Genomic DNA, 14,084 nt, shown 5'->3' on the forward strand with positions numbered 1-14,084 from the left:
ATGTTATATGAGTAGAACAACTTCTTTAATTATCGGGCTTATCGCCTTTGCAGGACATGCAATGGCACAACAACCGTTATACAAACAGGCTACGGCTCCTGTTGAAGACAGAGTAAAAGATCTTATAGGGCGTATGACGGTTGAAGAAAAAGTCGGCCAGTTATGTTGTCCGCTGGGTTGGGAAATGTATACCAAAACGGCAAACGACGTTGTTGCTTCCGACCTTTATAAAGAACGGATGAAGACGATGCCTATCGGTTCATTCTGGGCAGTCCTTCGAGCCGATCCCTGGACACAAAAAACGTTGGAGACAGGATTGAATCCGGAACTGTCAGCTAAAGCATTAAATGCCTTACAAAAATATGCCGTAGAAGAAACCCGCCTGGGAATCCCTGTCCTATTCGCAGAAGAATGTCCGCACGGACATATGGCAATTGGTACCACTGTCTTCCCGACATCTTTGTCGCAGGCAAGTACCTGGAATGCAGAGTTAATGCATCGGATGGGAGAGGCTATTGCCCTGGAAGCACGTTCACAGGGGGCAAACATCGGTTATGGTCCGGTACTGGATATTGCCCGTGAACCCCGTTGGTCACGTATGGAAGAAACGTTCGGTGAAGATCCTGTGCTGACAACTCATCTGGGAGTTGCCTTTATGAAAGGTATGCAGGGTAAATCGCAGAATGACGGAAAGCATTTGTATTCTACCTTGAAACATTTTGCCGCTTATGGCATTCCTGAAGCCGGACATAACGGTGCACGTGCCAATGTCGGTATGCGTCAGTTATTTTCCGATTATCTGCCTCCTTTCAAGAAAGCAGTGGAAGAAGGAGTCGCAACAATTATGACTTCCTATAATACTATCGATGGCGTTCCCTGTACTTCTAATAAATATTTATTGACGGATGTTCTCCGTGATCAATGGGGTTTTAAAGGGTTCGTTTATTCTGATTTGACAAGTATCGAAGGTATTGTAGGGGCAAGAGTGGCGAAAGATAATAAGGAAGCCGCCGTCCTGGCTTTAAAAGCTGGTCTTGATATGGACCTGGGAGGAAATGCTTATGGAAAGAATCTTCAGAAAGCCTTGGAAGAAGGTGCCATCACCATGGATGACCTCAACAGAGCGGTTGCTAATGTCCTCCGTCTGAAATTCCGCATGGGGTTGTTTGAGAATCCGTATGTTTCACCGGAACAGGCCAAACAGGTGGTACGTTCAAAAGCTCACAAGGAACTGGCTCGCGAAGTTGCCCGTGAAGGGATTGTTTTATTAAAAAATGAAGGTGTATTGCCTCTGAAGAAAAATATCGGAAGCATTGCCGTGATCGGTCCGAATGCGGATATGATGTATAACCAGTTGGGTGACTATACGGCTCCTCAGGAACGTGAAGAGATTGTTACGGTACTGGATGGCATACGAAAAGCCGTTTCTCCTTCAACGAAAGTGAATTACGTAAAAGGCTGTGCAATCCGTGATGTAACTACCAGTAATATCCCGGCAGCGGTAGAAGCTGCCCGTGCTGCAGATGCAGTTGTTTTGGTTGTCGGTGGTTCGAGTGCTCGCGATTTCAAGACAAAATATATAGGTACAGGTGCTGCGGATGTTTCTAACGACGGAAACCAACTCCTGTCGGATATGGATTGTGGCGAAGGATATGACCGTAGCACATTGCGTTTGCTGGGTGATCAGGAAAAACTCCTGAAGGCGGTAGCTGCCACAGGCAAACCATTGGTTGTTATTTATATCCAGGGACGTACATTAAATATGAACCTGGCTTCGGAAAAGGCACAGGCGTTGCTTACTGCCTGGTATCCGGGTGAACAGGGTGGGGCAGCTATAGCAGATGTTTTGTTTGGCGATTATAATCCTGCCGGGCGTTTGCCTGTATCCGTACCCCGTAGCGAAGGTCAGTTACCCTTATTCTATTCACAGGGAAAACAGCGTGCCTATGTCGAAGAAGAAGGAACGCCTCTTTATGCATTTGGCTATGGATTGAGCTACACTAAGTTTGATTACAGTCAATTGGAGCTGCAGAAAGGTAATGGAAAAGATGTCTTGCAAACAGTCAGTTGTACGGTTACCAATACCGGAGACTGTGACGGGGAGGAAGTTGTCCAGCTTTACATCTGTGATAAAGTAGCCTCTGTTTCCCAGTCCCCAATCCTGTTAAAGGCTTTCGAACGTATCTCCCTGAAGAAAGGTGAAAGCAAGAAAGTTACTTTCACATTGGGTGAAGAAGAACTGTCTCTTTATAATATGGAAATGAAACAGGTGGTAGAACCGGGAGACTTCAAAGTCATGGTTGGAGCAGCTTCGGATGATATCCGGCTGGAAGGAGAGTTTACATTGTAATAGAGATTTCTATATAACACAAAATAGGCTGGATTCGTAGCGAGTTCAGCCTATTTTGTGTTATATACTAAGTCTATATTCAATATCTTTGATTACATTTTTTCCTATAGTTCCTAAATTGGAACATTTTTGGAGAATCCGTTCCGTATTTAAAAGTTCTTACCACAAGCATTATACTTACTGAGAATGAGATCATAACTTACTTTGTAATCGTAAATCTTTTATGAATTAAAGCATTGTATAAAGTAGTTTTCACTAAACATTATTATTATGGAAAACAAGAAAATGTGTGTTTGGAAACGAGGGGGATACTTTTTTATTGCGACTTTATTAGGAGCGGGTCCTTTCTCAAGTCATGTTTATGCCGGAACTGATCATGATCAGTTCAACTCGGTAGTGACCGAGTTGAACAATGGTTTAAATCAGAAAAAAGGAAAAAAAGTTACAGGAACGATTATCGATGAAACTGGCGAACCTGTTATTGGAGCTAATGTAGTACAAAAAGGTACTACTAATGGAAGTATAACAGATATAGACGGGCGATTCTCTTTGGAAATTCCGGAAGATGCTATTCTGGAAATATCTTATATCGGCTATCTGACCCAGTCTATTCCGGTGAAGAATAAATCTTCTTTACAAATCACTCTCCGGGAAGATACTCAAAAATTGGATGAGGTGATTGTTGTTGGATATGGTTCTACTAGTGTCCGGAAGAATACGGCCGCCTTGGCTACAGTAGATAACACGAAGGTGCTCGAAGTTCCTTTTTCGGACATGGGATCGAGTTTGCAAGGACGTGTACCTGGTGTAATTGTACAGCAGGGATCGGCTGAGCCGGGGCAGAATGGAGCCAGTGTTTCTATACGTGGTAATGGAGATCCATTATATGTGATTGACGGATTTGTTTCTTCGAGCGGCCGTTTTATGGCACTGAATAAATCGGATATCGAATCGATGACCGTATTGAAAGATGCAGCCTCTACTGCTGTTTATGGTATGAATGCCGGTAATGGTGTAGTTGTAGTCACTACTAAACAGGGGAAAGCCGGAAAGTTGAGTGTAAATTATCAGGCTAATTTCGCATTCAATACACCGTCTTATCCGGCAGAGCGTTTGAATGCATATGAATATGCAACGGCCATTAATAAATTGAACCAATCTTTAGGTAATGGCCTCAATTCATTCAGAACACAAGAAGAAATGGCAGAGCTTGAAGCGAATCTAGGTTCATACACAAACTGGGAAAATGCATTATTACGTAATTATACACCTCAGAATGAACATACGGTATCTATTAGTGGAGGTAATGATAAGCTGAAATATTTTGGTAGTCTGAATTATCTGGGACAGAAAGGTATTTATAAATCGGATAAGTTGAACTATGATCGTTATAATTACCGGACCAATGTAAGCAGTAATTTCGATGAAATAGGTTTAACAGTCGGTTTGAATGTCAATGGAACGGTAAAAGACGAACTATATCCCAGCGCCAGTGCATATACTCTCTATTCCCGCCTGAAGGACAGGACACCTTTTGAGAAACCATATAATGAAGACGGCACAGTTTCCAATCAATTTGATAACCCAGCGTTACAACTGGATGGTCCGGGTGAAATCAAATATCGTACTGTTTATAATCAATTAGCTGTCAATCTGGAGTGGGCAGTACCTTGGGTAAAAGGCTTGAAGTTTGGTTTTGACGGAAATTATAATATCGAGAGTCAGGACAGGGCTGACTGGTATGAAAATGCCACCTATTATGATGCGGATGGGAATGCCACCTTTGAAGATCCTTCCAATATCAGTATGACTCGTTCTTCTTATCAGCACAACCGATATGATTTCAATGTGCGTGCCGATTATAAGAACACCTTTAATGAAAAACATAATGTACTGGTAACTTTAGTGCACAACCGTCAGTATTATCATGGGACATCTCTTTCTGCCAGTTCGAATACCTTCTATCTGTCGACGATACATCAGATACAAAACGGAGATGCTGCCAGTATTACGGCAAGCAACAAAGAAAGTAAACAGACCTCGATGGGATATGTAGGCCGTCTTCGTTATGACTATGACAACCGGTATATGGCAGAGTTCTCCGGACGTTACGATGGCTCGGACTGTTTTCCGAAAGGGAACCGGTTCGGTTTCTTCCCTTCCGGTTCTTTGGGATGGGCTATTTCGGAAGAAGAGTTCTTTTCGCCGGTAAAGGATTTAGGCATATTCGATTACTTCAAAGTACGCGGCTCATACGGTGAAATCGGTTTGAACGGAGCAAAACATGATGATTATGCTTATTTGACAACTTTCAATTATAATTCTAATGCATATGTAATCGGTGGAAGCATGGTCAATTCGATTACGCCGGGGGCTACTCCCAGTATAAATATGACCTGGTACACCCGTGATAAAACAGACGTTGGTATTGATTTTTCTACGTTGGGTAACAAACTGGAAGGTTCGTTCGACTGGTTTTATGAACGGACAAAGGGATATCTGGTGGCACCGAAATATGAATATACGGATCCGATTGGTTATGACCTGCCTTTGATTGTTTCCAAGGCAGAAGACCGTTCTGAAGGATTGGATGGTTTTGTAAAATATACGGATAAGATTGGGCAAGTTAATTTCTCTGCCGGTTTCAACTTTACCTGGTATCGCTCGATTAAGGCAATAACCAATGAAGATAAAGTGACTTTGTCAAATCCTTATACTCGTGAACAAGGATATAAGCAAGGTTATCTGGGAACAGGCTTCGTCGGGACACAGTTTTATATGACTCCGGAAGATGTATTGAATAATCCGAAACGTATTAATTCGAAAGACCTGCGCCCCGGTGATTTATGGTATGCCGATGTGAATGGTGATGGTCAGATTACAGGGCAGGATCAGCGTAAATACGGAAACAATGCAAGTCCGCGTTTTGTATTTGGTATCGACTTGTCGGCAAACTGGAAAGGTTTAAATGTTTTGGCAAATATCCAGGGAACCGGTCGTAGACAGACTTATATGAGTGCTGTAGCTATGGGAAAAGAAGGTGAACGAAGGCTGGACTTTACTTATCAGCTCGATACCTGGTCACCGACTAACACCGATGCTACATTCCCTCGTCCGGGTAATACGTCGTTGAATGAAAATAATAACTATGTCGATTCTGATTTTTGGGCTCGCAATTCAAATTATGTGCGTTTGAAATCGTTGACAGTCTCATATGATTTGAAATATGCAGCTTTGAGAAGCTTGTCGTGGTTACAGAATCTGACGGTCTTTGCTTCCGGTGTGAACTTATTCGCTATCGGTCCTTCTGTAAAATATGCTGACCCTGAAGCTTCGAACTTCGACGGATATGCTTATCCGATGATGCGTACTTATTCCCTTGGATTCCAATTAGGATTTTAATAACAGATAAAAGAGTAAATTATGAAAAGAATATATATAGGCCTTGTTGTTTTAGGCCTTGCATTGACAAATACTTCATGTTCGGATTTTCTTGATACGAGACCGTATGATAAGATTATTGGGGATGATACATGGACGAGTGAAACGTTGGCAGAATCATTTGTGTATTCCATCTACTCGAGTGTACTACAAAAAAGTTTGTGGCTAGGAGCATACGGACATCGTTATTCCTGCCATGCTGAAAGTTCAACAAAGAATGCTATGACAGGTACGCTGAACAGTTCTTACTGGTCGAGGGACCGTGCAGAAGGGGTGACCGCAGATGATAATTATGAATGGTTGGATTACAGTGTTCTTTGGCGTATTCACACAGCAATGGAAGAGATTACCGCAAGTGAAATATTCTCAGAAGAATTTAAAACCCGTACTATCGGGGAATTGAAATTTTTACGTGCAGCTCATTATTTCTTGTTTGCCCGTCAATATGGAGGATTACAGATTATTAACCGTGTGTTGTCTGTAGAGGATGATTTGCAAATACCACGTTCTTCAGTTAAGGAGACATATGATTTTATCATAAAGGATTTGGAAGAAGCGGCCCAGGCATTACCGGCAACCGGAAAAGTAGCCAGAGGACGTGTCAGCAGTATGGCTGCCCATGCTTTATTGATGCGTGTAGCAAATCAAGCGGCGGCTTATGCCGATGGTGGTTCTGCCCAAAGCCAATATTATGATAAAGTGATTGCAGCAGGTACGGCCTTAGGATTAGATGCCGATGGCAGCCAACTGAGTCCTTATTATGATATGTTCCGTTCGTACGAAACGGCAGTTACAGCACAGGAACAAATTCTGGTAGTGGAACGTCTTAAATTAAATTCATCCCTACATGATACTCCTATGCAATATCAAGGTTTATGGCATGCCGGTAATATATCGGAATATGCTAAAAAGAATTTTCCGATCCATGCAACGATGAATTATTGGGGAATGGATGGTGGTTCATGGCCTACGCAGGATTTAGTAGACGATTATCTGGTAGAAGAAACAGACGGATCGATCAAGTATTGGGAAGATGCATCATATGTACAGACAGGGACAAACGTCGATGAAAAGATGTATTTTAGTAAGGATAAGAAAAGAGATTTACGCTTCTATACAACGATTTTATATGATAGCTGTCTGTATTTCAATGGTCAGGAACGTATTTTCTTCCGTCGTGACGGAAACTGTTCCAACTCTAACAGTCCGATCAATGCAGGAGCGGAAGATGAATACGGACGTAGGGCAGGAGATTTGGATAACTATAATTCTTCAACCGGTTATGCCATGTTGAAATATCATTATGACCCTGTTGTTTCTTTACCTGACCCAGGTTCACAAAAACTGGATTATTGTTATTCCGTATTACGTTATGGCGAGGCTTATTTAAATATGGCAGAGGCTTATCTGATGAAAGGCGATTTTGCGAATGCCCGTAAATATATGATCCCGACGATGGTAAAACATGGAGGGTTCAGCCCGGAAAAAGCTGCGGCATATCTCAATACGAAAAGCGGAAACGGCTGGAACGATCCTTTATTCGAAGCCTATAAACGTGAACGTAATGTTGAAATGGTGTATGAATGCAATGACCGCTATTGGTCTCTTTTGCGATGGGGAATGCGTCAGAGTGGCGGTGTCGGTAACGGGGCCTATGCAACGAGTGGTTTCGTTATCCCTGAATTGGTTGGACCATTACGTGGTATACGTATCTCTCGTGACGGACAGAAGTATGAATTTTTTGAAGTAAATAATGCGATAGGAGAAGCCCGGTTCTCCCCGAAACGCTATTTAGTACCGTTGAACCGTAGCTTCTGCTTGAAATCCGGTGTTGTACAGAATGCGGGATGGGAATGATCTTATTAATAGTAAATAAAAAGACAAATACAATGAAAAGATATTTTAATATATTGGTCGGATGCTTATTGATATTCTCTATGAATAGTTGTTTATATCACAATCTGGAGGATTTAGAGAACTCATCGGATAAAAAAATGACGAATGTCGATTATTCATATCGTTTTTTATATAACGATACGATTCAGAAAGGAACTGCCAATCAGGAAATTCTTGAAGGACGCGTTTGTGAAGTGATTTTTAGTAAATCGATAGAGAATGTGGAAGAAAACGGAATAACTGGTTTTAAAACGACTCTGACTCATACCCTGAATAGTATTCAGAAAGCGGGACCATCCGGTTCCGTTACGAAGGAAATGCTGTATAAGATGTTCGAAGAACAGATTGCACGGGATGGTTTATCAAAGCTCTGGGTGTATGTCTCCATTTCGGATGCTGCTATCATTTCTCCATTGGATGGAGCACCAACGTTAGGAGCCCCCGGTGATTTTACAAAAGATCGTTATTACCGGGTGACTGCAGCAGATGGTTCCACACAGGATTATATATTGAAAACTGTAAAAGCTTTCTGATTAGCTGTTTTTCATAAAGAGTAAAAAAAATAAGGGCTGTCTAACAAGTTTAGTCAGCCCTTTTTGTGTCAAAAATATAGGGATCTTTTATTCTTACATAGTCTTAGTAGAACTACAGCCTTTTTTATAATAATCGTGACAATTATTAGTAAATATTATCTGTAAGCTTATATTAAAACCAGTTGATTATGATTCAAAATTTAAGAATACATCATACTATTTCACTTCCGCGTAATCAGATGAATATCAATTCTAAATTTGTCTTTACAAAATTCTTGATTATTTGATAAAAACTTATCCTGTTTTCCATAAAGTATATGGAGAATACGGATTTTATTTCCTAAAAAAAGTATACAAAACGGAATCGCTGTTGAATCGGATAAAATAAATTATGCTCTGTATATATCAGATATACAGAGCATAATTGTTTGTGGTGAACAAATACATGTGCTCTTCTTAACCATAGTTCTACTAAGACTATGGTTGACTGGTTTTATACAATTTTTGAAACAATATTATAAACCTGAAAGGCAAGTGCCATTCATAAATTTAACTATTATGCAAAACAAACTAAAGAAATGGGTCGTTCCCGACGGGATGGAATTAGTAGTAGGGAAGAGACGGAATGTATTTAAATTGATCAGAAAATCAAATGACATTTTTTATTTATCGTAAAATTATACATTATGAAAACAAAGACACTGTTAGGTCTTTTTGTTCCTCTGTCATTGGTTTGCACACCATCGTTGCTTGCAGCAGATGAGGCGCTAGGCATTGAAAGAGAGAATACTGAAATTAACCTTCATTCTGGTGTAAAAAGTGAAACAAGGCCATTCGTTGGAGGTGTTTTGCAGAGTTCAAAATTTAAAGGTAAGATCTCAGATACCGGAGGTGACCCTTTGCCCGGTGCTACGGTTCAGATTAAGGGGAGTACAAAAGGAGTGATTGCCGATGTAGATGGAAATTTTGAATTTGATGGTCTCAAGGTGAACGATATACTGATCGTTTCCTTTATTGGTATGGAACCCCAGGAAATTACGTATAAGGGGGAAAAGTTTTTAAACATCGTCTTGGAACCGAAAGCAGATGTTTTAGATGAAGTAACGGTTGTCGCTTTTGCAAAACAGAAAAAAGAGAGTGTGGTTTCTGCCATCACAACAGTAAAACCGGCAGAACTCAAAATTCCGAGTAGCAACCTGACCACAGCCTTTGCAGGTCGTGTAGCCGGTTTGATTTCTTACCAGACAAGCGGTGAACCGGGAAAGGATAATGCAAACTTTTTCATTCGAGGTATTACGACATTCGGAGCGGAAGCTAAAAAAGACCCGCTGATTTTGATTGATGGTATCGAATTGGGAACAGAAGACTTGTCTCGTCTGAATACCGACGATATTGCCAGCTTTACGATCATGAAGGATGCCACAGCTACGGCATTATATGGAGCACGTGGTGCCAATGGTGTAATCTCTGTAACAACTAAAGAAGGACGTGAGGGGAAGGTCTCTGTTAATGTTCGTGTGGAAAATTCGTTTTCAACTCCTACCGAGAAGATAAAATTGGCAGATCCGGTCACTTATATGCGTATGCATAATGAAGCGATCAAAACACGTGATCCGATGGGTTTGGCATTGTATACCCAAGAAAAAATAACCATGACCGAACGTGGCCTTTATCCGAATCTGTTCCCAGCCACAGATTGGTATGATACCATGTTCCGTGATTTGACGATGAACCAACGTGCAAATATTAGTGTAAGCGGTGGTGGTAAGGTAGCCCGTTATTATGTAGCGGCCAATATGACACGCGACAACGGTAATATGAAGGTTGACAAGCGTAACAACTTTAACTCAAATATCAATTTGATGAAATATACGATCCGTTCGAACGTGAATGTGAACTTGACAAAGACTACCGAGTTGGTTTTACGTATGAGTGCGGCATTCGATGATTATTCCGGACCAATAGGTGGCGGTAGTACCATGTATAATCATGTGATGCAGGCCAATCCGGTATTATTCAAACCCTATTATGAACCGGACGAGCAGTATTCTTATGCGAACCATATTTTGTTTGGTAACTACGGAGATTCCAATTATATCAATCCCTATGCCCAGTCATTAAGAGGATATAACGAATACAGTAAAAATACCATGCTGACTCAGTTTGTTGTGAATCAGGACCTGGATATGATAACCGAAGGTTTAACGGCCAGCGTACTTGTCAATATGGATCGTTATTCGGAATATACCGTGGATCGTGCATATACTCCTTTCTATTATAGCATCAGCTCTTTCGATATGCAGGATCAGTCTTACAAGTTGAGCCGTTTGAACCCGACAACCGGAACAGAATGGATCAATTATCAACCGGGGCAACGCAAAATCAACAGCAGTGTTTATTTGGAAGCGAAAGCAGAATATACCCGCTTGTTTAATGATAAACATACTGTGAATGCTTTGTTTGTTTACACGATGCGTAATCAGAAATCTGGTATTGCGGATAATCTTCAATTGTCATTACCTTATAGAAATATTGGTTTAGCCGGTCGTATGGCTTACAACTTCGACTCTCGTTATTTCGGGGAATTTACTTTCGGTTACAACGGATCGGAACGTTTTTCGAAGAATAACCGTTGGGGGTTCTTCCCTTCCGGTGCATTGGGGTGGATGGTTTCCAATGAAGAGTTTTTCGAACCATTAACCGATGTGTTTTCACAATTTAAACTGAAAGGATCTTACGGTATGGCCGGTCAGGACCAGATCGGTAGTGGAAATGATCGTTTCTACTATCTTTCGGATGTGAACATGGGTGCAGGTTCTTCCGTTCATTGGGGTACTTTGATGGATTATAATCCTGGCGGAGTAAAGTTTAATCGTTATGCCAATGATGAAATCGGTTGGGAAACATCTTATAAGATGAATGTCGGCTTTGAAGCAACAACCATTTTCGGGCTATCTGCTAATGTGGAATATTTTACCGAACGAAGAAAAAACATCCTTTTGAACCGTATCATTCCGGGAACAATGGGTATTGTACCGGATGTAAAAGCCAATTTGGGTAAAGCGAAAGGGCATGGTGTCGATATGGAATTCAATTATGAAAAGAGTTTCAATAAAGATTTATGGATGACCGGACGTGCAACCTTTACATATGCGACCAGCGAAGCTGTAGAATGGGAAGAGCCGGACTACAGTGCTACTCCCTGGTTATCGAAAGTTGGCAAATCATTAGGACAGGAATGGGGATATATAGCCGAACGTTTGTTTATTGACGATGAAGAGGTAAAAAATTCACCGACACAATTCGGAGAATATAAGGCCGGCGATATTAAATACCGGGATGTGAACGGGGATGGAAAAATATCAGAATTAGATAAAGTACCTATCGGTTTCCCGACAACTCCGGAAATCAACTATGGTTTCGGTCTTTCTGCCGGCTATAAAGGAATTGACGCCTCTTTCTTTTTCCAGGGTTCCGGACGCCAGTCGTTCTGGTTGGATCAAAAGAAGGTATCTCCTTTTATCGATGGAAATTCGGGGACAGACCATGACGATGGTATGACCGGGCAAAATCAGGTATTACAAGTTATCGCTGATAATTATTGGTCTGAGAGCAACCGTAATCCGTATGCTTTCTGGCCCAGATTGTCCAGTCAAACCATATCTAACAATAATCAAACCAGTACCTGGTTCATGCAGGACGCGACATTCCTTCGGTTGAAGTCGGTTGAAGTCGGTTATACGCTTCCCAGAGACTTGCTCAAGAAGATCAAAGTACAGAACTTCCGCGTGTATGTCAGTGGAACGAACCTCTTGTGCTGGAGTAAATTCAAGCTATGGGATCCGGAAATGGCTGGTAACGGCTTTGGATATCCGATTCAGCGTGTTTTTAATGTCGGCATTAACTTAGGATTCTAAAACAATAAAAACGAAAGAAAATGAAATCAATATTTAAATATATTTTATGCACCTGTGTGGCTGTCGCTGCAACATCCTGCGACTTTTTGGATGTCGTTCCGGACAACATTGCAACGGAAGAGCATGCTTTTGCAGATCGTTATACGGTCGAAAAATATTTGGCAACCTGTTATTCAAAGTTTCCGTCTACAATGAACAGAAATGCAAACCCTGCTATTTTCGGCGCTTTGGAAATGATTTTGAATACGGAATATAATACGGAAAAAGGAATGCAATTCGGATTAGGCCTTGATAGTTCGACGAGTGCTCTTATCAATTATTGGGGTACTGGAGGATTATATGCAGGGATTCGTGAGTGCAACACTTTTATGAAAGGAATTGTCAACGTTGAAGATCTGGACGAATACGAAAAACAACGTATGATTGCCGAGGTTAAACTGATAAAAGCCTATCTGCACTTCTATTTGTTGTCGTATTACGGTCCTATTTGCCCGCTGCGTGAAAGTCCTCCTGTGACAGAATCGACTCAGGGAGTTCGTGTTTATCGTGAGAAAGTAGACGACTGCTTTCAATACGTTATGGATTTGATCAACGAAGTGATAGATAGTGAAAGTTTACCGTTAGTACTTACCAACCCGTCATCGGAACTAGGTCGTTTTACACAACCGGCAGCTCACATGCTAAAAGCTAAAGTGCTATTGTATTGGGCCAGCCCTTTGTTTAATGGAAACACAGACTATAATAGTTTTCTGGATCATAATGGTGAACCGTTCTTTAATCAGGTTTATGACCCTACCCGTTGGACGGCTGCGGCAGAAGCATGTAAAAAAGCAGTAGAAGTGAGTGAAGCGGCTGGTATCCGTTTGTATCAAACATCAGACTATGTGGCAACAAAACCTTTGTCCGATCAAACGTTGTTGGTACAAACATTAAGAGGTGTGATTAGTCACAGATGGAATCCCGAAGTTATTTGGAGTAATACGGCTTCGATTGTCGACGGTGGTTTCCAAATGGAATGTTTTACTTATTTTGAAACTTCTACTTCATTAAATAATGTATGGCAAAAAATGAGTGTGCCTTTATCGACAGTAGAACGATTTTATTCAAAAAACGGTGTTCCTATTGAAGAAGATAATACGTATGATTATGCCAGTCGTTATAGTTTACGTGTCAGTGATGCGGAACATCGCTATTATATTCAGCGAGGAGAACAAACAGCAGCTTTGAATTTTGACCGTGAACCGCGCTTTTATTCTACTTTAGGATTTGACAGAGGTAAGTGGTATGGAAATTCTTATAAAAACATGCCGGATGATGATGCAGAATGCTTGTATCCTAAAAATCGTTTCGGAGAAGTTTCTTCCGTTGGAAATCCGGGGCACTATAACGCAACCGGTTATTGGCCTAAAAAACTGGTTTCCATCAATAGTTCTTTCCGGGATGCCAACAGTATCACTTGGGAATCTTATCCTTTCCCCGACATGCGTTATGCCGATTTGTTATTAATGTGCGCGGAGGCTTTGAATGAATCGAAAGATGCACCGGATGCCGAAGTGTACAAATATATCGATATGGTACGCGAACGTGCCGGCCTTAAAGGTGTTGTTGAGTCTTGGAGTAAATATTCCAAACAACCGAACAAACCGACCACCAAAGAAGGAATGCGTGATATAATCCGACAGGAACGTAAAATAGAATTAACATGTGAGGGTTCTTATTACTGGGATAGCCATCGTTGGAAAACTGCTTTGGCTGAGCAAAATCGTATCATTGAAGGTTGGAATATCAATGCTTCAGATGTTAAAAACTATTATACGCCAACAGCCATTTACGAGCAATCTTTTGAATTTAAAAACTATTTTGCTCCTATACCTGAGTCAGAAATAGTAAAAAACCCACTGTTACGTCAGAATATGGGATGGTAATTATTAATCTATATTATTTATG

The 14,084-nt window shown here is 41.2% G+C and carries 6 protein-coding genes; all 6 read left to right on the top strand.

The features are described from left to right. Nucleotides 1-7: 7 nt before the first annotated feature. The 6 genes from HMPREF1535_RS16160 (at nucleotide 8) to HMPREF1535_RS16190 (ending at nucleotide 14,062) form a co-directional block, all read left to right on the top strand. A complete protein-coding gene (locus tag HMPREF1535_RS16160; RefSeq protein WP_046146835.1) occupies nucleotides 8-2,350 on the top strand; it encodes a glycoside hydrolase family 3 N-terminal domain-containing protein in 2,343 nt (780 codons plus the stop codon). 270 nt (nucleotides 2,351-2,620) lie between these two features. Further along, nucleotides 2,621-5,752 carry a SusC/RagA family TonB-linked outer membrane protein gene (locus HMPREF1535_RS16165; protein WP_046146836.1) on the top strand — a complete coding sequence of 1,044 codons (3,132 nt, stop codon included), beginning with the start codon at nucleotides 2,621-2,623 and terminating at the stop codon, nucleotides 5,750-5,752. A gap of 21 nt (nucleotides 5,753-5,773) precedes the next feature. Beyond that, the gene (locus tag HMPREF1535_RS16170) at nucleotides 5,774-7,648 is read left to right on the top strand and encodes a RagB/SusD family nutrient uptake outer membrane protein (RefSeq protein WP_046146837.1); all 1,875 of its coding nucleotides are present in this window, start codon (nucleotides 5,774-5,776) and stop codon (nucleotides 7,646-7,648) included. A 32-nt stretch (nucleotides 7,649-7,680) separates the two neighbouring features. Then, a complete protein-coding gene (locus tag HMPREF1535_RS16175) occupies nucleotides 7,681-8,220 on the top strand; it encodes a DUF5018-related domain-containing protein (RefSeq protein WP_046147582.1) in 540 nt (179 codons plus the stop codon). 686 nt (nucleotides 8,221-8,906) lie between these two features. Continuing rightward, nucleotides 8,907-12,137 carry a SusC/RagA family TonB-linked outer membrane protein gene (locus HMPREF1535_RS16185; protein ID WP_046146839.1) on the top strand — a complete coding sequence of 1,077 codons (3,231 nt, stop codon included), beginning with the start codon at nucleotides 8,907-8,909 and terminating at the stop codon, nucleotides 12,135-12,137. A gap of 20 nt (nucleotides 12,138-12,157) precedes the next feature. After that, on the top strand, nucleotides 12,158-14,062 hold the full coding sequence (locus HMPREF1535_RS16190) for a RagB/SusD family nutrient uptake outer membrane protein (protein ID WP_046146840.1): 1,905 nt from the start codon (nucleotides 12,158-12,160) through the stop codon (nucleotides 14,060-14,062). Nucleotides 14,063-14,084: the final 22 nt, after the last annotated feature.

It is taken from the genome of Parabacteroides goldsteinii DSM 19448 = WAL 12034, assembly GCF_000969835.1.
In the GTDB taxonomy this organism is placed as follows: domain Bacteria; phylum Bacteroidota; class Bacteroidia; order Bacteroidales; family Tannerellaceae; genus Parabacteroides; species Parabacteroides goldsteinii.

What these genes read in the sequence shown, in the direction of transcription:
- HMPREF1535_RS16160 (WP_046146835.1), top strand. Translation starts at nt 8, where the DNA reads ATGAGTAGAACAACTTCTTTAATTATCGGGCTTATCGCCTTTGCAGGA.
- HMPREF1535_RS16165 (WP_046146836.1), top strand. Translation starts at nt 2,621, where the DNA reads ATGGAAAACAAGAAAATGTGTGTTTGGAAACGAGGGGGATACTTTTTT.
- HMPREF1535_RS16170 (WP_046146837.1), top strand. Translation starts at nt 5,774, where the DNA reads ATGAAAAGAATATATATAGGCCTTGTTGTTTTAGGCCTTGCATTGACA.
- HMPREF1535_RS16175 (WP_046147582.1), top strand. Translation starts at nt 7,681, where the DNA reads ATGAAAAGATATTTTAATATATTGGTCGGATGCTTATTGATATTCTCT.
- HMPREF1535_RS16185 (WP_046146839.1), top strand. Translation starts at nt 8,907, where the DNA reads ATGAAAACAAAGACACTGTTAGGTCTTTTTGTTCCTCTGTCATTGGTT.
- HMPREF1535_RS16190 (WP_046146840.1), top strand. Translation starts at nt 12,158, where the DNA reads ATGAAATCAATATTTAAATATATTTTATGCACCTGTGTGGCTGTCGCT.